The 18,965-nt window shown below is 59.6% G+C and carries 17 protein-coding genes; 9 read left to right on the top strand and 8 right to left on the bottom strand.

The genetic code is table 11. The features are described from left to right. Positions 1-4 precede the first annotated feature (4 nt). Positions 5-409 carry an acyl-CoA thioesterase gene (locus tag F2P67_RS17325; RefSeq protein WP_003229628.1) on the bottom strand — a complete coding sequence of 135 codons (405 nt, stop codon included), beginning with the start codon at positions 407-409 and terminating at the stop codon, positions 5-7. Between the two features lie 377 nt (positions 410-786). Here F2P67_RS17325 and F2P67_RS17320 point away from each other — a divergent pair, with 377 nt between their 5' ends. Continuing rightward, positions 787-2,085, top strand: coding sequence for an MFS transporter (locus tag F2P67_RS17320; RefSeq protein WP_166221939.1), 1,299 nt, complete (start codon positions 787-789; stop codon positions 2,083-2,085). A 14-nt stretch (positions 2,086-2,099) separates the two neighbouring features. Here F2P67_RS17320 and F2P67_RS17315 read toward each other — a convergent pair whose 3' ends face one another. Both F2P67_RS17315 and F2P67_RS17310 read right to left on the bottom strand, forming a co-directional pair. Further along, positions 2,100-2,591: a PIN domain-containing protein gene (locus F2P67_RS17315; RefSeq protein ID WP_166221937.1), complete on the bottom strand. Its 492-nt coding sequence runs from the start codon at positions 2,589-2,591 to the stop codon at positions 2,100-2,102. Further along, the gene (locus F2P67_RS17310) at positions 2,588-3,646 is read right to left on the bottom strand and encodes a helix-turn-helix domain-containing protein (RefSeq protein ID WP_166221935.1); all 1,059 of its coding nucleotides are present in this window, start codon (positions 3,644-3,646) and stop codon (positions 2,588-2,590) included. Before F2P67_RS17310 ends, F2P67_RS17315 begins: the two co-directional genes overlap by 4 nt. A 187-nt stretch (positions 3,647-3,833) precedes the next feature. On the opposite strand from F2P67_RS17310, the gene F2P67_RS17305 reads away from it, so the two are divergent. From F2P67_RS17305 to F2P67_RS17275, 7 genes are all read left to right on the top strand, one after another. Further along, on the top strand, positions 3,834-4,835 hold the full coding sequence (locus tag F2P67_RS17305) for a phosphate ABC transporter substrate-binding protein PstS (protein ID WP_011336616.1): 1,002 nt from the start codon (positions 3,834-3,836) through the stop codon (positions 4,833-4,835). Positions 4,836-5,258: 423 nt separating this feature from the next. Then, entirely contained in the window at positions 5,259-7,292 is a 2,034-nt protein-coding gene (locus F2P67_RS17300; RefSeq protein WP_178120940.1) for an ABC transporter permease subunit, read from the top strand. 16 nt (positions 7,293-7,308) lie between these two features. Continuing rightward, positions 7,309-8,979, top strand: a complete 1,671-nt coding sequence (gene pstA / locus F2P67_RS17295) for a phosphate ABC transporter permease PstA (protein ID WP_166221931.1) — start codon at positions 7,309-7,311, stop codon at positions 8,977-8,979. Positions 8,980-9,061: 82 nt separating this feature from the next. Next, positions 9,062-9,895 (top strand): phosphate ABC transporter ATP-binding protein PstB, encoded by an 834-nt coding sequence (gene pstB, locus F2P67_RS17290; protein ID WP_166221929.1) that lies wholly within the window; start codon positions 9,062-9,064, stop codon positions 9,893-9,895. A gap of 71 nt (positions 9,896-9,966) precedes the next feature. Then, entirely contained in the window at positions 9,967-10,728 is a 762-nt protein-coding gene (gene phoU / locus F2P67_RS17285) for a phosphate signaling complex protein PhoU (RefSeq protein WP_007954334.1), read from the top strand. A gap of 177 nt (positions 10,729-10,905) precedes the next feature. Continuing rightward, the gene (locus F2P67_RS17280) at positions 10,906-11,862 is read left to right on the top strand and encodes a response regulator (RefSeq protein WP_166221927.1); all 957 of its coding nucleotides are present in this window, start codon (positions 10,906-10,908) and stop codon (positions 11,860-11,862) included. A 227-nt stretch (positions 11,863-12,089) separates the two neighbouring features. Next, a complete protein-coding gene (locus tag F2P67_RS17275; protein ID WP_166221925.1) occupies positions 12,090-12,986 on the top strand; it encodes a peptidoglycan DD-metalloendopeptidase family protein in 897 nt (298 codons plus the stop codon). Between the two features lie 198 nt (positions 12,987-13,184). Here F2P67_RS17275 and F2P67_RS17270 read toward each other — a convergent pair whose 3' ends face one another. The 3 genes from F2P67_RS17270 to phoB all read right to left on the bottom strand — a co-directional run bounded on the left by F2P67_RS17270 (position 13,185) and on the right by phoB (position 16,761). Beyond that, complete coding sequence (locus tag F2P67_RS17270; RefSeq protein ID WP_166221923.1) at positions 13,185-14,525, bottom strand: hemolysin family protein; 1,341 nt, start codon at positions 14,523-14,525, stop codon at positions 13,185-13,187. A gap of 122 nt (positions 14,526-14,647) precedes the next feature. Then, a complete protein-coding gene (phoR, locus tag F2P67_RS17265; RefSeq protein ID WP_218583328.1) occupies positions 14,648-15,934 on the bottom strand; it encodes a phosphate regulon sensor histidine kinase PhoR in 1,287 nt (428 codons plus the stop codon). Positions 15,935-16,071: 137 nt separating this feature from the next. Further along, positions 16,072-16,761, bottom strand: coding sequence for a phosphate regulon transcriptional regulator PhoB (gene phoB, locus F2P67_RS17260; protein WP_003229608.1), 690 nt, complete (start codon positions 16,759-16,761; stop codon positions 16,072-16,074). 151 nt (positions 16,762-16,912) lie between these two features. Here phoB and F2P67_RS17255 point away from each other — a divergent pair, with 151 nt between their 5' ends. Then, complete coding sequence (locus F2P67_RS17255; RefSeq protein ID WP_166221919.1) at positions 16,913-17,296, top strand: COG4315 family predicted lipoprotein; 384 nt, start codon at positions 16,913-16,915, stop codon at positions 17,294-17,296. Positions 17,297-17,407: 111 nt separating this feature from the next. Here F2P67_RS17255 and ubiA read toward each other — a convergent pair whose 3' ends face one another. Further along, complete coding sequence (gene ubiA, locus F2P67_RS17250; protein ID WP_166221917.1) at positions 17,408-18,298, bottom strand: 4-hydroxybenzoate octaprenyltransferase; 891 nt, start codon at positions 18,296-18,298, stop codon at positions 17,408-17,410. Beyond that, positions 18,298-18,858, bottom strand: a complete 561-nt coding sequence (locus tag F2P67_RS17245) for a chorismate lyase (protein ID WP_166221915.1) — start codon at positions 18,856-18,858, stop codon at positions 18,298-18,300. Before F2P67_RS17245 ends, ubiA begins: the two co-directional genes overlap by 1 nt. Positions 18,859-18,965 lie beyond the last annotated feature (107 nt).

The raw sequence follows: 18,965 nt of genomic DNA, 5'->3' as shown, positions 1-18,965 counted from the left end.
AGGTTTAACGCGCGCGTGGCGGCACCGAACGCGTGCGGCCGCTGCCGTCGATGGCAACGAAGACGAATACCGCTTCGGTGACTTTACGCCACTCGCTGGACAGCGGGTCGTCGCTCCACACTTCGACCATCATCTGGATCGAGCTGCGGCCGATTTCCAGGGTCTGGGTATAAAAGGACAGTTGCGCGCCGACGGCGACCGGCACAAGGAACGCCATACGGTCGATGGCCACAGTGGCAACGCGGCCACCGGCGACACGGCTGGCCATGGCGGTGCCGGCCAAATCCATCTGCGCCACCAGCCAGCCGCCAAAAATATCGCCAAAGCCGTTGGTTTCGCGTGGAAGTGCGGTGATTTGCAGGGCCAGGTCGCCTTGCGGGATCGGATCTTCTTGTTCGAGCTCTATCATGCCGGGGGTGCCTCTGACCCGTGACTCTTCGTTGGTATTGCTGGTGGTAGCCGTCTTCGGGAAAAACGATTCAGCACCGAACATACTACGTTCGTCACGTTTTCCATCAGGCGCCTAAGGAGAAACTCTGCGAAACCGGCTAATCCCGAGCAAAGGCCGGGCCAACGACGTTTTCGCACAGCAACCCCCTACAAACCGGAGCAAGGTTGCGAGTATATCGGTCGGTAGACTCCGCGACGACCATCCGGTTCTCATTTCGACCGTCAAATACGCGCCTCTATGTGCTTTTTCGAACAATTTGCTATGGTGCCGAACCTGCCCAAGTCACAGCCAGCGTTGTTGTGGCGGTAGATCCGACTATAAGAGAAGCCCTTGCCATGACCACAGCGCCTTCGAGCCTCGCGCAGCCCGAGCAACCCGCACGACCGTTGACCCGCAATGACTACAAGACCCTGTCGCTGTCCGCCCTTGGCGGTGCGCTGGAATTCTACGATTTCATCATCTTCGTATTCTTCGCCACCGTGGTCGGCAAGCTGTTCTTCCCGGCCGACATGCCCGAGTGGCTGCGCTTGATGCAGACCTTCGGCATCTTCGCCGCTGGTTACCTCGCGCGGCCGCTGGGCGGCATCGTCATGGCGCACTTCGGCGACCTGCTGGGGCGCAAGAAGATGTTCACTCTGAGCATTTTCATGATGGCGGTACCGACCCTGATCATGGGTCTGCTGCCGACGTATGCGCAGATCGGCATGTGGGCGCCGATCCTGCTCCTATTGATGCGCGTCATTCAGGGTGCGGCAATCGGCGGCGAAGTGCCGGGGGCGTGGGTCTTCGTTTCCGAACACGTGCCCGGGAAGCACATTGGTTACGCCTGCGGCACCCTGACCAGCGGCCTGACCGCCGGCATCCTGCTGGGCTCGCTGGTTGCCACCGCGATCAACAGCATCTACACGCCGGTGGAAGTCTCGGATTACGCGTGGCGGATTCCGTTCCTGCTCGGCGGTGTATTCGGCCTGTTCTCGGTCTACCTGCGCCGCTGGCTGCACGAAACCCCGGTGTTCGCCGAACTGCAACAACGCAAGGCGCTGGCCGAAGAAGTGCCGCTGCGCGCGGTGCTGCGTGACCATCGCGGTGCGATTGCGATCTCGATGCTGCTGACCTGGTTGCTGTCCGCCGGCATTGTAGTGGTGATCCTGATGACCCCGACCGTGCTGCAAACGGTCTATCACTTCTCGCCGACCACCGCGCTGCAATCCAACAGCCTGGCGATCGTGTTCCTGAGCCTGGGCTGCATCATCTCTGGTGCGCTGGCCGATCGTTTCGGTGCCGGCCGGGTGTTCGTGTTCGGCTGCCTGGGTTTGCTGATCAGCTCGTGGACGTTCTATCACAGCCTCGCCGATCACCCGAACTGGCTGTTCCCGCTGTATGCGCTGACCGGTTTTCTGGTCGGCACCATCGGCGCGGTGCCGTACGTGATGGTCAAGGCGTTCCCGCCGGTGGTGCGTTTCAGTGGTCTGTCCTTCTCTTATAACGTCGCCTACGCGATCTTCGGCGGCCTGACGCCAATGGTGGTCAGCCTGCTGCTGAAAGAAAGCGCGATGGGGCCGGCCTACTATGTGGCGGTGCTGTGCGCGATGGGGACTCTGGTAGGGGCGTGGTTGTGGAGCAAGGGACGCTGATTCAGTTCCGGAACTCAGGGCTTTCGCCAGCGCGAAAGCCTTGTTTCACACTCGCCAACCGGCAGGCGAGCCCCGTGCTCAAGCATATGAGCCAAAGCATTTGCGGCTTCTGTTTCGTCGATGACTTGATGTTCAACCATTAAATCGAGCAACCATAGCGCGCCGTGTACCTGTAGCCCGTCTCTTTGGGCCTGACGGCGCAACCTGCCATCTCCGGTGAGTAAAGGACGGCCCGTTTCCTGCGCAAGCAAGTAGCAGGAGACGTCGGCTAAAGAGCTGTTGTTGTGCTCGATCCTCAGCCCCGACAATCGTATTACACCTTCCTCATCGAACGATTCGACAATCAACCCTCGGTCGAGCAGTTCGTCATGAGAAAAGTCGTCGAGTTCGTACATTACGAAGTCAGTGCAACACAGCGTAAACGGCAAGCTGAACATCTGCTCCAGTAATCCGGCATTTCTGAAGTCGATCCAGATATTCGTATCACTGATATAGATCAGACTCATGCACTCTCCAGTGAGCCCAGGAAATTGGGATCAAGTGCGCTCACCGGTTTGCGCAGGAGTTCAGCAGCCCGCGACTTGGTGATCAATCCTTCCGCCAATCCCCAGAACACCAGCGAATCAAAGCGCTGGGGTGGTTTGCACGGCATAGGTTCAGGCTCTGCTTTGCGCCAGCCGTTGGCACTGAATTGAATAGTGAGGGATTTGTAGCCACTTTCGCTAAGTAGCTTCAGATCCTTCAGCCGTCTCAACGCAGCGTGCATTGATATTCCGTATTGGCGTTTGGCGATCAGTAGCTCTCGTGGGTGGACTCTGGACCGGGGATGGCTGCCGAAATCGCCGGTTACGCTTTTGGCGGGGTAGAGAAATGCACCGGCAAAACGGTGACAACAGTTTTCTTTGTCTTTCTCCGGCATGTCTTCAGGCAACGCCATAACCCAATGGCCGAGCTCATGAGCTGCCGTAAATCTGATTCGCTCACCCGGACGGTCAGCATTCAAAGCAATCAATACATGGTCGCCGTCACCAGTAGCAGCGCAAGCTCCATCGAAATCATCTGGGCCGTTTAGCATTGCAACCTTGATGCTGTGCTCTTCCAATTGTTCAGTCAGATTGGCGATGGGATCGCTACCGATCCCCCAAAACTGGCGAAGCTTTTCGGCTGCTAGCTCGGCCTCTTCGAGGGTTGAAACCGGGAGCATCTGCGCTGGGGTGGCAGGGGTCTGGATATCTGCCGGGTCGAAACATTGCTCAAGTGAAATGTAGCGTTCGAGATGTTCCCGAATTTTTTCTTCAACCTGAGCTTGGCGAAACTTGGGCATTCTGGCCAGCTTTCGAAACTCAAGAGGTGCCAGAGGAATAACCTCCGCGCGGAAAAAATATTCGGGACTGACCTGAAGTGCTTTGGCCAGTTGCAGCAGGCGAGAAGAGTTTGGAGTACTTAACCCTTTCTCATATTTGCTTAACGCTTGTTTGGTGATGTCGCCAAGCTGGGCCGCCAGACCCTCTAGGGTGAGGCCTCTCTGCAGGCGGGCGCGGCGAATTCGGTCGTTTATCATGAGTTCCTCTCGTGGTTGACAAGCCTATCTTTTGCATTTGATTTGTCAACCTGCTGCGGAATTCATTTTTTGTGACACCTCGAATGCTGGCCTTTCATCCAATTGTCATATTTCAGCCATAGAGTGTTCACACGGCCTGCTGATACTTGGCCCCGACTTAACACACCCTATCTGCTAGGAGTAAGGCATGAAACTGAAGCGTTTGATGGCGGCAATGACTTTTGTCGCTGCTGGCGTTGCGACTGCCAACGCGGTTGCCGCTGTTGACCCTGCTATCCCGAGCTACACCAAGACCACTGGTGTGTCGGGCAACCTGTCCAGCGTCGGCTCCGATACTCTGGCCAACCTCATGACCCTCTGGGCTGAGAACTACAAAAAAGAATACCCGAACGTAAACATCCAGATTCAGGCTGCTGGCTCTGCCACTGCGCCACCTGCGCTGACTGAAGGCACCTCCAACCTGGGCCCGATGAGCCGCAAGATGAAGGACACCGAACTGGCGGCCTTCGAACAGAAATACGGCTACAAGCCAACCGCCATCCCGGTTGCCGTGGACGCCCTGGCTGTCTTCGTTCACAAAGACAACCCGATCCAGCACCTGACCATGGAACAGGTTGACGCGATCTTCTCGTCGACCCGTCTGTGCGGCGCCAAAGCCGACGTGAAAACCTGGGGCGACCTGGGCGTGACCGGCGACCTGGCCAACAAGCCAGTACAACTGTTCGGCCGTAACTCGGTATCCGGCACCTACGGCTACTTCAAAGAAGAAGCCCTGTGCAAAGGCGACTACAAGCCAAACGTCAACGAACAACCAGGCTCGGCTTCGGTCGTGCAGTCGATCAGCTCCTCGCTGAACGGCATCGGTTACTCGGGCATCGGCTACAAGACCGCCAGCGTGAAGACTGTTGCCCTGTCGAAGAAAGGCAGCACTGACTTCATCGAAGACACCGAAGAAAACGCCCTGAACGGCAAGTACCCACTGTCGCGTTTCCTCTACGTGTACGTGAACAAAGCCCCGAACAAGCCTCTGGCTCCGCTGGAAGCTGAGTTCGTGAAACTGGTTCTGTCCAAACAGGGCCAGGAAGTTGTAGTGAAAGACGGCTACATCCCACTGCCGGCCAAGGTTGCTGCAAAAGCACTGGCTGATCTGGGGCTGCAGGAAGGCGGCGCTGAAGTCGCAAAAAAGTAACAAATTGAGTCCGGGGTGAACCCCGCCGGACTCAAGGAAAAAGGCCGGATCTGCTTGCAGGCCGGCCTTTTCCACACCTCAAATTTTCGATCCTCTGCCAGTCCTGCTGGCGGTGGATTTGCTGCGTCACTGCACTGTCATCTTTCTGTCATACAGGATCGCTAGGGTGAGCGCATGAATGATCTGGCCAATTCCCACATGACTACTAATCCTCCCAAGCGCATTGATTTCAATACGCCTGAGCTGCAACGCAAGCGCCGCATTCGCGCGCTCAAGGATCGCTTCACCCGCTGGTACGTCCTCGTTGGCGGTCTGGCGGTACTGGCAGCCATCACCCTGATCTTTTTCTTTCTCGCCTACGTGGTTGCGCCGCTGTTCAAAGGTGCCGACCTGACCGCGAAAGATGCCATTACCCCGGCCTGGATGCAGGACGCCGGCAAGCCGCTGATGATCTCGCTCGAAGAGCAGAATCAGGTGGCCATGCGCGTTTCCGACAAGGGCCAGGCGCTGTTTTTCGATCTCGACAGTGGCGCTGAATTGAAGCGCGTCGATCTGCCGGTTCCGGCCGGCGCTACCGTGACCTCCATCGGTGAGGACCAGCCAGGTCATCCGCTGGTTGCCGTGGGTCTGTCCAACGGTCAGGCGCTGGTGTTCCGTCACACCTATAAAGTCAGCTATCCCGATGGCAAGAAAACCATCACCCCGGCCATCGAATACCCGTATGGCAATACGCCGATTGCGTTGAATGAAAGCGGTGGTGCTCTGGAGCACGTCAGCCTCAATGCCACCGATACGACCCTGATGCTGGTGGGTTCGACCGGTTCGCAACTCAATGTTTTGTCGCTGACCAGCGAAGAAAACATGATGACCGGCGAAGTCACCAACGAGCAGAAGCGTATCGATCTGCCACAGATGACTGAGCCGGTGAAAAACATCTTCGTCGACCCGCGCCAGCAATGGCTGTACGTGGTCAACGGGCGTGCTCAGGCCGACGTGTTCAGTCTGCGCGACAAGAGCCTTAACGGCCGCTACAAACTGCTGGAAAACGCCGACGCCGAAGTCACTGCCTCGACGCAACTGGTCGGTGGTATCTCGCTGATCATCGGTGATTCCAAGGGCGGTCTGGCCCAGTGGTTCATGGCCCGCGACACCGATGGCGAGCTGCGCCTGAAACAGATCCGCACCTTCCAGATGGGCACCACGCCGATCGTTGAAATCACTGCCGAAGAGCGTCGCAAAGGCTTCCTTGCGCTGGATGCCAGCGGCAAGCTCGGCGTGTTCCACAGCACCGCGCACCGAACTTTGCTGGTCGATCAGGTGGTCGAAGGCCAGGGCCTGTTCGGCCTGTCGCCACGCGCCAACCGGGTGATCGTCGAAGCCGGCGGCAAGCTGCAACCGCTGCTGCTCGACAACCCACACCCGGAAGTGTCGTGGAGCGCGCTGTGGAGCAAGGTCTGGTACGAGAACTACGACGAGCCTAAATACGTCTGGCAATCGACCGCCGCCAACACCGATTTCGAACCGAAACTGAGCCTCTCGCCACTGACCTTCGGCACCCTGAAAGCGGCGTTCTACGCGATGCTGCTGGCTGCACCGCTGGCCGTTGCCGCTGCGATCTATACCGCGTACTTCATGGCCCCGGGCATGCGCCGCAAGGTCAAACCGGTGATCGAGCTGATGGAAGCGATGCCGACGGTGATCCTCGGTTTCTTCGCCGGCCTGTTCCTCGCACCGTATGTAGAAGGGCACCTGCCGGGCATCTTCAGCCTGCTGATGTTGCTGCCGATCGGCATTCTGATCGCCGGTTTCACCTTCAGCCGCCTGCCTGAGTCGATCCGCCTGAAAGTCCCGGATGGCTGGGAAAGTGCACTGTTGATCCCGGTGATCCTGTTCGTGGGCTGGTTGTCGCTGTACATGAGCCCGTTCATGGAGAACTGGTTCTTCGGCGGTGACATGCGCATGTGGATCTCCCACGACCTGGGCATCACCTACGACCAGCGCAACGCACTGGTGGTCGGTCTGGCGATGGGTTTTGCGGTGATTCCGAACATCTACTCGATCGCCGAAGACGCCGTATTCAGCGTGCCACGCGGCCTGACCCTGGGTTCGCTGGCGCTGGGTGCCACGCCGTGGCAAACCATGACTCGCGTGGTCATTCTGACCGCCAGCCCGGGCATCTTCTCGGCGCTGATGATCGGCATGGGCCGTGCGGTCGGCGAGACGATGATCGTGCTGATGGCCACCGGTAATACCCCGGTCATGGAAATGAACCTGTTCGAAGGCCTGCGCACCCTGGCCGCCAACGTCGCGGTGGAAATGCCGGAGTCGGAAGTCGGCGGCAGCCACTACCGCGTGCTGTTCCTCTCGGCGCTGGTGCTGCTGTTGTTCACCTTCGTCATGAACACCCTCGCGGAACTGATTCGTCAGCGTCTGCGCAAGAAATACTCGTCGCTTTAAGCAAAGGTAGAAGTCTGTGAAACAGAACTCCCTGAAAGGATGGTTCAAGAGCGGCGCCCCGGGCGTCTGGATCAGCGGTGGCGCGGTGTCCATCGCGGTCATCATGACCATTGGCCTGCTGGCGGTGATCGCCGTGCGCGGTCTGGGTCACTTCTGGCCGGCGGATCTGATCCACGCCAGCTATGACGTACCGGGCCAGGGCCAGCATCTGGTCGTGGGCGAAGTGGTGCAAAAAGAAGAAGTGCCGCGTGCACGTCTGAAGAGCGCCGGTTTGCCGGTGCCGGATGCAGGCCCGGAATTCATGACCCGCGAGCTGATCAAGGTCGGTAACCGTGACTTGAACGGCAACGACTTCACCTGGATCGTCGGCGAGTGGCTGACCAACCAGAAAAACCCGCCGGAACTGATGGCGCTGGAGCGTCGCGAGTGGGGCAACTTCTACGGCTATCTGGTCAACGTCAAACAGGATGGCAAGGTCATCGCCGAAGGCGAGGCTGCCTGGCCTGAGTTGCAGGCGCGAATCAACCGTGTGAACGGTCTCGCCGCGCAGCTCAAGTCGCTGGAAAAGACTGACATCGGTGCGATCAACGCAGGTCTGGAGCGCATCCGTCTGCATGGGCGCAAGCTGGAACTGGAAGGCAAACTCGACGCCACCGCGCAAGCGGACATGGAGTCGGAGCGCGCCGAGCTGAACGCGCGTTATCAGGACATCGAAGCACGTCTGGCCGATCTGCATGCGCAGTTCAATCGTGATGCGTTGACTGCCCGCGATGCCAACGGTAAAGAGATCGAAATCGGTCTGGGCAAAGTGGTTCACGCCTACCAGCCAAACGCCATGGGCACCTTCACCAAGATCGGTTTCTACTTCAGCAAGGTCTGGGAGTTCCTGTCCGACGACCCGCGTGAAGCGAACACCGAAGGCGGGATTTTCCCGGCGATCTTCGGCACCGTGATGATGACCCTGATCATGGCGATGATCGTCACCCCGTTCGGCGTACTGGCGGCGGTGTACCTGCGCGAATACGCCAAGCAGAACGCCCTGACCCGGATCATCCGCATCGCAGTGAACAACCTCGCCGGTGTTCCGGCGATCGTTTACGGCGTGTTCGGTCTGGGCTTTTTCGTCTACGTGCTGGGTGGTTCGCTCGACCGGCTGTTCTTCCCTGAAGCACTGCCGGCGCCGACCTTTGGTACACCGGGGCTGCTCTGGGCTTCGTTGACTCTGGCGCTGCTGGCGGTACCGGTGGTGATCGTGGCCACGGAAGAAGGTCTGGCGCGGATTCCTCGCACTGTGCGCGAAGGTTCGCTGGCGCTGGGCGCGACCAAGGCTGAAACCCTGTGGAAGATCGTTCTGCCCATGGCCAGCCCGGCGATGATGACCGGCATGATCCTCGCGGTGGCTCGTGCCGCCGGTGAAGTGGCACCGCTGATGCTGGTGGGTGTGGTGAAACTGGCGCCGTCGCTGCCGGTGGACGGTAACTACCCGTACCTGCACCTGGACCAGAAGATCATGCACCTGGGCTTCCATATTTATGACGTCGGCTTCCAGAGCCCGAACGTCGAAGCGGCCCGTCCGCTGGTGTATGCCACGGCGCTGTTGCTGGTGCTGGTGATCGCCACGTTGAACCTGTCGGCGGTGTACATCCGTAACCACCTGCGCGAGAAGTACAAGGCGCTGGACAGCTGATCGCCGCCACAAGAATTGAAGGGTTGCCGGTCTAGATTCCGGCAGCCAACCGAACCGAATTTGTTAGCACAGGGGATCTCCCATGCAGCACGAAACACATACCCACGGCATCAACATGTCTGCCCTGGGCCGCGACAAGCAGAGCCTGAACCTCGAACAGGAAACCGTGGCCATCGAAGTGCCGGGGCTGAGCCTGTTCTACGGCGAGAAACAAGCACTGTTCGACGTCAGCATGAACATCCCGAAACAGCGCGTGACCGCGTTCATCGGCCCGTCCGGCTGCGGCAAGTCCACGCTGCTGCGTACCTTCAACCGCATGAACGACCTGGTGGACGGTTGCCGCGTCGAAGGCGCGATCAACCTGTACGGCAACAACATCTATCGCAAGGGCGAGGACGTTGCCGAGCTGCGTCGCCGGGTCGGCATGGTGTTCCAGAAGCCTAACCCGTTCCCCAAGACCATCTACGAAAACGTGGTTTACGGCTTGCGCATCCAGGGCATCAACAAGAAGCGCATCCTCGACGAAGCCGTTGAGTGGGCACTGAAAGGCGCGGCGCTGTGGGACGAAGTCAAAGACCGTCTGCACGACTCGGCACTCGGCCTGTCCGGCGGTCAGCAGCAACGTCTGGTGATCGCCCGTACCATCGCCGTGGAGCCGGAAGTGCTGCTGCTCGACGAACCGTGCTCGGCCCTCGACCCGATCTCGACGCTGAAAGTCGAAGAGCTGATCTACGAGCTGAAATCCAAGTTCACCATCGTCATCGTGACCCACAACATGCAACAGGCCGCGCGGGTGTCCGACTACACGGCGTTCATGTACATGGGCAAACTGGTGGAGTTCGGCGACACCGATACCCTGTTCACCAATCCGGCGAAGAAGCAGACCGAAGACTACATCACCGGTCGTTATGGCTGACAGTTGCGGGTTATTCACAGAATTGACGCTGCGGCCCACCGCACCTTACCGGACGCTCCAAGGACGCCAACATGATTAGTAAAGAAGGCCTTACCCACCACATCTCAGCGCAGTTCAACGCCGAGCTCGAGGAAGTGCGCAGCCACCTCCTGGCCATGGGCGGGCTGGTCGAGAAGCAGGTCAACGACGCGGTGACCGCGCTGATCGAGGCCGACTCCGGCCTGGCTCAGCAAGTGCGCGAGATCGATGACCAGATCAACCAGATGGAACGCAACATCGACGAAGAATGCCTGCGCATTCTCGCCCGTCGTCAGCCGGCGGCCTCCGACCTGCGTCTGATCATCAGCATCTCCAAGTCGGTGATCGACCTTGAGCGCATCGGTGACGAAGCGACCAAGATCGCCCGTCGTGCCATCCAGTTGTGCGAGGAAGGCGAAGCGCCGCGCGGTTACGTCGAGGTTCGCCACATCGGCGACCAGGTGCGCAACATGGTGCGCGATGCGCTGGACGCGTTTGCCCGCTTCGACGCCGATCTGGCGTTGTCGGTGGCGCAGTACGACAAGATCATCGACCGCGAATACAAGACCGCCCTGCGCGAGCTGGCAACCTACATGATGGAAGACCCGCGCTCTATCTCGCGGGTCTTGAGCATTATCTGGGTGCTGCGTTCGCTGGAGCGGATCGGCGACCACGCACGCAACATCTCGGAACTGGTGATCTACCTGGTGCGCGGTACCGATGTGCGCCACATGGGCCTCAAGCGCATGAAGGAAGAAGTTGAAGGCACAAGCGGTGAAACCGCTAATGTTCCGGGCGATGCTGACGATAAGTAAGATTGCCTGAGAAAAGCGCCCGGCCCTTTGGCCGGGCGTTTTTGTTTCTGCTTTTCGTAGGCAGAAGCGAGTTAAAAAGCAGCACCCGCGAACGAAAAGTCCCGGCGTGACTGAAGAGTTTTGGCAATGTGCCATCAGCCAGCGTTATGCTTGCCGGGATTTTAATAGGGGTGTTGGATGAGCAAGATCAGTGTGTTGGTCGTGGACGATGCATCGTTCATTCGTGACCTGGTGAAAAAGTGCCTGCGTAATTACTTCCCGGGGATCCGCACCGAGGACGCCATCAACGGCAAAAAGGCCCAGGCCATGCTGGCCAAAGAGGCATTCGACCTGGTCTTGTGCGACTGGGAGATGCCGGAAATGTCCGGCCTGGAACTGCTGACCTGGTGCCGCCAGCAAGACAACCTCAAAACCATGCCGTTCATCATGGTCACCAGCCGTGGCGACAAGGAAAACGTGGTGCAAGCTATTCAGGCCGGCGTTTCCGGCTACGTCAGCAAGCCGTTCACCAACGAACAACTGCTGACCAAGGTCAAGCAGGCGCTGAACAAGGTCGGCAAGCTCGACACGCTGATGAACAGTGCGCCGACCAAGATGAACTCGGCGTTTGGCAACGATTCCCTGAGCGCTTTGACTGGCGGCAAGGCTGCCGTGGTGGGTGGCGCTCCGGTCGCAGCGGCAGCCAATCCGTTCGCCAAGCCTGCTGCCGCTGCCCCGGCACCGGCCGCTGCGCCGTCGCGCGGTCTGCTTAACAGTCCACCGGTCAAGGCACCTGCCGCTGCAGCAGCGCCGGCCAGTGGTCGCGGTCAAGGCCAGCTGCGCTTGCCAAGTGGCAACCAGCAATGCGTGATCAAAGCCCTGAGCATCAAGGAAGCGCTGCTGGTGATCAAACGCACCGACAGTCTGCCGCAGATCCTCGACAGCGCCGTGCTCGATCTGGAGCAGGGCGACAACGCCGAAATCGCCCGCCTTAATGGTTACCTGCACGCCATCGTTGCCCACGAGCAGAAAGCCGACAGTGACTGGCTGCAACTGACTTTCCGCTTCGTTGACCAGGATGCGCAGAAACTCGATTACATCTCCCGTCTGATCGCCCGTGGCACGGCGCAGAAGCACTTCGTACCCGGCGCGTGATCTTCGTTGCCTGACAGCTGATCGTTCCCACGCTCTGCGTGGGAATGCCTCAACCGGACGCTCCGCGTCCTCTCGCATGGGACGCGGAGCGTCCCGGGCTGCATCCCCACGCAGAGCGTGGGGACGATCATCTCCTGCACCTGCCAATTTGAAACATCTGTCGACTAGCCTGGTCTGCTTCAGCTGCTAGGCTCATTCCCAGGCCTTACTCGACAGAATTTTTGCCCATGCCCCTGCGCCTGCTGTTTTTCTGTGGTCTGTTCATGGCCTCCACCTCGACTGTGGCCATGACGATCTACAAATCCACCGATGCCAACGGAGTGGTTTCGTATAGCGACCGTCCGAGCAAAGGCTCTCAGGTGTTCGTGTTTCAGGACCGGATGGTCGAGCGCCTCGAGCGCCAGGTCTATCTCGACATCAAGAAGCAGAAGGGCGCGGACGTGGTGTTCGTGCGCAACGACCTGTACGCGCCAGTCGAGGTTGCACTGGCGTTTACCGGGATGAGCAACGTGCGCGGCGCTCCCGCTCAAACGATCCGTCGGGTGTTGCCGGCGCGCAGCAATACGCGGCTGGCGCTGCTGACGGCGGTGTCCGGTGGCAAACCGCTGGTGTATACGCCGCAGTTCCATTATTCCCTTGGTGACCCGGCTGGCGCGGCTCAGGGCTATCGCTATCCGTTTCCGTGGCGTGGCGGGCCGTTCCGCCTCAGCCAGGGCGCCAATGGCGATTACAGCCACTTCGGGCCGAAGAACAAATACGCGATGGACATCGCCATGCCGGTCGGCACGCCGATCATTGCCGCGCGGGCGGGGGTGGTGGTGAAAACCGAGAATTCGCAGAGTGGCCGCGGCACCGATCCTTCCGGCAACTTCGTGCGGGTGTTGCACGATGACGGCACGATGGGCGTGTATCTGCACCTCAAGCAGGGCTCGGTGAGTGTACGCGAAGGGCAGAGGGTGACGGTGGGCAGTCCGCTGGCGCTGTCGGGCAACACCGGCAACAGCAGCGGCCCGCACTTGCACTTTGTGGTGCAACGCAACAGCGGGGCGGGTCTGGTATCGATTCCGTATCAGTTCAACCAGCCGCTGGGGGCGTTGCCCAACTTTGCGTTGGGCAAGCGATGAAAACTGTGGAGATCAATTGTGGCGAGGGGATTTATCCCCGTTGGACGGCGCAGCCGTCCCAAAAACATTCTGCGCGGTGCGTCAGTCAATACTGGGATTAGGGATTAGGGATTAGGGGCTAGGGCCGCTTCGCAGCCCAACGGGGATAAATCCCCTCGCCACAAAATCCCTTTCCACAAAAGATCCCGGCGCCGTCAATCAATCCAGCATCAACACCTTCGCCAGCACAATCTTCGGGCCTTTCATCTTTTTGATGATGATCCGCAGGCCTTCGACTTCCAGCACTTCTTCCTCTTCCGGCACCCGCTTGAGGGTTTCGTAGATCAGCCCGGCGAGGGTTTCGGCTTCGATGTGGTCCAGGTCGATCCCCAGAAGGCGCTCGACCTTGAACAGCGGCGTATCACCCCGTACCAGCAACTTGCCCGGCTGATAGGCGAGGATGCCGCGCTCGGCCTTGCGGTGTTCGTCCTGGATGTCGCCGACCAGCACTTCGAGCACGTCTTCCATGGTCAGGTAGCCGATGATGTTGCCGTCAGCCTCTTCGACCACGGCGAAGTGCGAGCCGCCCTTGCGGAACTGCTCCAGCAGCTGCGACAGCGGCATGTGCCGTGACACGCGCTCCAGCGGACGGGTCAGCTCCGCCAGGTTGAACGACTCGGGAATGTGATCAAGGGCGGCCAGCTCCAGCAGCAGATCCTTGATGTGCAGCAGACCGACGAACTCCTGACGCTCGCTGTCGTACACCGGATAACGGCTGAACTTGTGGCGACGGAACATCGCGAGGATTTCTTTCAGCGGCGCGTTGAATTCCAGGGTGATCAGGTCTTCGCGGGAGTTGGCCCAGTCGACCACTTCCAGCTCGCCCATTTCCACCGCCGAGGCCAATACACGCATGCCCTGGTCGCTCGGATCCTGGCCACGGCTGGAGTGCAGGATCAGTTTCAATTCTTCGCGGCTGTAATGGTGTTCGTGGTGCGGGCCGGGTTCGCCTTGGCCGGCAATCCGCAGTATCGCGTTGGCGCTGGCGTTGAGCAGGTAGATCGCCGGGTACATCGCCCAGTAGAACAGGTACAGCGGCACCGCCGTCCACAGCGACAGCAGCTCGGGTTTGCGGATCGCCCACGACTTCGGGGCCAGCTCGCCGACGACGATGTGCAGGTAGGAAATGATGAAGAACGCGGTAAAGAACGAAATGCCTTTGACCACTTCTGGCGACTGCACGCCGACCGCGCTCAGCAGCGGTTCGAGGATATGCGCAAACGCCGGTTCACCGACCCAGCCCAGGCCAAGGGAGGCGAGGGTGATGCCGAGCTGGCACGCCGAGAGGTACGCATCGAGCTGACTGTGTACGGTGCGCAGGATGTGCCCGCGCCAGCCGTTCTGATCGGCGATGGCCTCGACCCGGGTCGAGCGCAGCTTGACCATGGCGAACTCCGCCGCAACGAAAAAGCCGTTGAGCAAAACCAGGATCAGAGCGAAAAGAATCATGCCGAAATCGGCGAATATTGTTGCGAGGGACAAGCCAGGGGAAGGGTCCATGATGGAGTTTTGCGGGTTCCGTGTGATTCGAAAGAATTAAAAGTCGCGCCTGAAAGGCAGGCACAAGTCAGCCAATGTAGCGGCTGACATGGCGATTGCCTAGTGGTGAGTGCCGGTCGGTCTTACTCGGCGGCGCTGATCGCCCGCACTTGAGCCACTTGAGCCGGGGCGAAGTGACAGGTGAACGTGCTGCCATGACCGGGCACGCTGCTGATCTCCATGCGTGCGCGGTGACGCAGCAGCACGTGTTTGACGATGGCCAGGCCAAGGCCGGTGCCGCCGGTGTTGGAGTTGCGGCTGGAGTCAACGCGGTAGAAGCGTTCGGTCAGGCGCGGCAGGTGTTTGCTGTCGATGCCGATCCCGGAATCCTGCACGCTCAGGTGCGCGCCCTGATCGTCGCCCCACCAGCGAATGCGGATGTTGCCCTCGGCCGGGGTGTACTTCACTGCGTTGAACACCAGATTGGAAAACGCACTGCGCAATTCTGCTTCGCTGCCCTTGAGCCACAGGCTGACGTCAGCTTCCAGAGTGATGCGCTGGTTCTTCGTGCCGGACAATTGCAGCGCATCGCTCTTGATCGATTGCAGCAGCGTATCGACCTGTATCGGCTGGTTGTCCGACGGGTAATCGGTGGCTTCCAGCTTCGCCAGCAGCAGCAAGTCATTAAGCAGCGTCTGCATGCGCCCGCCCTGTTGCTGCATTTGCTGCAGGGCACGGCTCCAGCGCGGGTTCACTTCCTCGACGTTGTCGAGCAGGGTTTCCAGGTAGCCGCAGATCACCGTCAGCGGTGTGCGCAGTTCGTGGGAGACGTTGGCGATGAAGTCTTTGCGCATCTGTTCCAGCTGATGAATACGCGTGACGTCGCGCACCAGCATCAAGTGTTCGTTGTTGCCGTAACGGGTCAGGTACAGCTGAATGCGCACGCGATCATTGGTCGGCGAGGGGATTTCCAGCGGTTCGGCGTAGCTTTCCTGCTCGAAGTATTCCTTGAAGCGCGGATGCCGCACCAGGTTGGTCACCGGTTGGCCGCTGTCTTGTGGGGTCTTGAGGCCGAGCAGGGTTTCGGCGGCGCGGTTCCACCATTCGAGGTTGCCGTCGCTGTCGAGCATGATCACCGCGTCTTTCAGCGCGGCGGTGGACTCCTGCACCCGGTCGATCACCGCTTGCAGGCGCCCGCGCACGCGTTGGTCGCGGCGCTGCAGGTGGTAGATGCTGTCGAATACTTCGCCCCACAGGCCATAGCCATCGGGCGGAGCTTCATCGGGTTGGTGCAGGCGCAGCCATTCGTGCAGACGCAGCAATTGCTTGAGCGTCCAGGCCAGATAAATACCCAGGCCTGCGGCGAGGCTCCAGCCGTAGTAGCCGGTGATCAGGCCGATCACCAGGCAGCCGGTGACCAGCAACAGCATGTGGCGAATCAGGGTGCCATGCCAGTTTTGATTCACGGAGCGTCCTTAGCCGCAGCTTCAAGTTTCAAGCTGCAAGCTACAAGTCAGAGCGGCTCAGGGTTTCTTGCCGCTTGTAGCTAGAAGCTTGCAGCCGTTTTTTATGCTTTTGTGGAAAACCGGTAGCCAGTGCCGCGCACGGTTTGTACCAGATTTTCGTAGGCGTCGCCGAGTGCCTTGCGCAGACGCCGAATGTGCACGTCGACGGTGCGTTCTTCAACGTAGACGTTGCCGCCCCAGACCTGATCCAGCAACTGGCCACGGGTGTAGGCGCGTTCCTGGTGAGTCATGAAGAATTGCAGCAGACGGTATTCGGTCGGGCCCATCTCGGCCGGACGACCATCGATGGTCACGCGGTGACTGATCGGGTCGAGCAGCAGGCCACCGACTTCGATTGGCGCTTCGCCATCGGTCGGGCCGGCGCGGCGCAGCACGGCTTTGAGGCGTGCGACCAGTTCACGTGGGGAAAACGGTTTGGTGATGTAATCGTCGGCGCCGACTTCCAGGCCCTGGATCTTGTTGTCCTCTTCGCCCTTGGCGGTGAGCATGATGATCGGGATGTCCCCGGTCAGCTCGTCACGCTTGAGGCGGCGGGCCAGTTCGATGCCCGAGGTGCCGGGCAGCATCCAGTCGAGCAGGATCAAATCCGGTTTGCGGTCGACGATGATGGCGTGTGCCTGCTGCGAGTTCTCTGCCTCGAGGCAGTCATAGCCGGCCATTTCCAACGCAACGGCGATCATTTCGCGAATGGGCGCTTCGTCGTCGACGATCAGAATGCTCCTGCCAACCATGCCTTAATCCTCTTGTCATTTAACTGTCTTGCGCCGCATTAGATAACGGAATTATTGCAGTCGTGTGACAGTATTTTAGTCCGGCGGCGATTGTGCAAATCCTGAACTAAGCTCTAAGTCCGAATCCTGACAACCACAAAAGAAGGTTTCCATGACTCAAATGACTGCTTCTTTCAAAGCGCTGCTGATGGCCGCTGCCCTGACTCTGCCTGGATTTGCGCTGGCTGCCGAGCCGGCCATGATGAAGGACGGCATGATGGTCGATCACAAAGGCATGACCGTTTATACGTTCGACAAGGACGCTGGCGGCAAGTCGATGTGCAATGGCGATTGCGCCAAGAACTGGCCACCGATGATGGCGCCGGCGGGTGCCAAGGCTGAAGGCAAATGGACGGTCATCAAGCGCGATGACGGCATGATGCAGTACGCCTACGACGGCAAGCCGTTGTACACCTTCATGAAGGACGAAAAACCTGGAGAAATGAAGGGCGATGGCATGAAGGAAATGTGGCACGTCGTGCACGAACACAAGTAAACGCAAACCTATTGTAGGAGTGAGCCTGCTCGCGATAGCGCTTTGTCAGCCAATATTGTTTTCCACTGACACACCGCTATCGCGAGCAGGCTCACTCCTACAGGTGTGTGTTCAGCGCAACGCGTAATCCAGAACGATCCCGACAAAAATCGCCAACCCGGCCCAATGGTTGTGCAAAAACGCCTGGAAGCAGCGCATCCGGTCTTTGCTGCGGGTGTACCAGAACTCCCACGCGTAGCAGCCGGCAGCCACCAGCAGGCCGAGGTGGAACCAGACACCCAATTCGAATTTCGACCCCGCCAGCAACAGGCAGCCCAACGACAGTGCCTGCAAGCTCAGGATGATCACCCGGTCCGCCTCACCGAACAGGATCGCTGTGGATTTCACGCCGATCTTCAAGTCGTCATCCCGATCAGTCATCGCGTAATAAGTGTCGTAACCCACCGTCCACAGCAGGTTGGCAATCCACAGCAGCCACGCCGCTGCCGGCAGTTCGCCGGTCTCGGCCGTGAAAGCCATCGGCATGCCCCAGGAGAACGCCGCGCCCAGCACCACTTGCGGGTAATAGGTGTAGCGCTTCATGAACGGATAGGTGAACGCCAGCGCCAGACCGCCCAGCGACAACCAGATCGTCGGCGCATTGGTGCACAGCACCAGCAGAAAGCTCACACCCATCAGCAGGGCGAAGAAGATCAGTGCCTCTTTCGAGCTGATCTTGCCGGCAGCAATAGGTCGCTGCGCAGTGCGTTTGACGTGGCCGTCGACCTTGCGATCGGCCCAGTCGTTGATCACGCAACCGCCGGCGCGGGTCAGCACCACGCCGAGGACGAAAATCACGATGTTGGCCAGCGATGGTGAGCCTTTACCGGCAATCCACAGCGCCCACAGCGTCGGCCACAACAGCAGATAGATGCCGATCGGCTTGTCCATGCGCGTCAATTGAATGAAATCCCAGGCGCGTGGGTTCAAGCGATTCAGGGACTTGAGCAGGCTCTGGTACATCAGCAGTTCTCCGGATGGGCGAGGGCGGCGCGCCACAGGCTCGGCAGGAAAATTTCGGCGACCAGCACGCTGAGCGCGCCACGGTCGAAACGCGAGCGCCGGCCCCACAGCTCAAGCGCTTTCACATCTGGCGGTAACCATTTTTCAGGGTAGTGGCAAACCTCAATGGCGCGGCGCTGAAAGGCGTGATCGCAAAACAGCAGTTCGCCGAGTGAACGGCTGCCCAATTCGTCCATGTGCAAACCGTCGCCCTGCAGGGCAGCGCGCGAGGCGACGCTGCGAGCGAACACCCAGGCCTCGCCGTGACCACGCAAATACACCTCGCGCACCCAGCCTTCGCTGCCTTCGGGCAGATCCAGCGCCGCGCATTCATCGGTACGCAGGGTGTCCCAGCCTTCAAACAACGGCGTGACGCTGAAGCCATCGTTGGACAGGCGCGTCAGTCGGCGGGTCAGTGAGCCTTCGTCGAACAGCCAGTCGAGGGTCAACGGATCGGGGAGGGGCGTCAGTAGGCTTTGAGTCAGCCAGAGCGGGGCCGGGCAGGGATTTGTCTGTTGCACAATGAGTCATTATTGGCCGCAAATGAGGCGGCGAGCTTAACATGGCCGTCCGCGATATTGATTGATCCGGGTCGCCGTTGCGCCGAACAGGCTTGCATCTGCCCGGT

Origin of the sequence: Pseudomonas atagonensis, from assembly GCF_011369485.1 — a bacterium.
Taxonomy (GTDB): Bacteria; Pseudomonadota; Gammaproteobacteria; order Pseudomonadales; family Pseudomonadaceae; genus Aquipseudomonas; species Aquipseudomonas atagonensis.
This window is presented reverse-complemented; position numbering and strand designations above follow the sequence as displayed.

Coding starts and splice junctions, on each gene's coding strand:
- F2P67_RS17325 (WP_003229628.1), bottom strand. CDS start 409: ATGATAGAGCTCGAACAAGAAGATCCGATCCCGCAAGGCGACCTGGCC.
- F2P67_RS17320 (WP_166221939.1), top strand. CDS start 787: ATGACCACAGCGCCTTCGAGCCTCGCGCAGCCCGAGCAACCCGCACGA.
- F2P67_RS17315 (WP_166221937.1), bottom strand. CDS start 2,591: ATGAGTCTGATCTATATCAGTGATACGAATATCTGGATCGACTTCAGA.
- F2P67_RS17310 (WP_166221935.1), bottom strand. CDS start 3,646: ATGATAAACGACCGAATTCGCCGCGCCCGCCTGCAGAGAGGCCTCACC.
- F2P67_RS17305 (WP_011336616.1), top strand. CDS start 3,834: ATGAAACTGAAGCGTTTGATGGCGGCAATGACTTTTGTCGCTGCTGGC.
- F2P67_RS17300 (WP_178120940.1), top strand. CDS start 5,259: ATGCAGGACGCCGGCAAGCCGCTGATGATCTCGCTCGAAGAGCAGAAT.
- pstB (WP_166221929.1), top strand. CDS start 9,062: ATGCAGCACGAAACACATACCCACGGCATCAACATGTCTGCCCTGGGC.
- phoU (WP_007954334.1), top strand. CDS start 9,967: ATGATTAGTAAAGAAGGCCTTACCCACCACATCTCAGCGCAGTTCAAC.
- F2P67_RS17280 (WP_166221927.1), top strand. CDS start 10,906: ATGAGCAAGATCAGTGTGTTGGTCGTGGACGATGCATCGTTCATTCGT.
- F2P67_RS17275 (WP_166221925.1), top strand. CDS start 12,090: ATGCCCCTGCGCCTGCTGTTTTTCTGTGGTCTGTTCATGGCCTCCACC.
- F2P67_RS17270 (WP_166221923.1), bottom strand. CDS start 14,525: ATGGACCCTTCCCCTGGCTTGTCCCTCGCAACAATATTCGCCGATTTC.
- phoR (WP_218583328.1), bottom strand. CDS start 15,934: ATGCTGTTGCTGGTCACCGGCTGCCTGGTGATCGGCCTGATCACCGGC.
- phoB (WP_003229608.1), bottom strand. CDS start 16,761: ATGGTTGGCAGGAGCATTCTGATCGTCGACGACGAAGCGCCCATTCGC.
- F2P67_RS17255 (WP_166221919.1), top strand. CDS start 16,913: ATGACTCAAATGACTGCTTCTTTCAAAGCGCTGCTGATGGCCGCTGCC.
- ubiA (WP_166221917.1), bottom strand. CDS start 18,298: ATGTACCAGAGCCTGCTCAAGTCCCTGAATCGCTTGAACCCACGCGCC.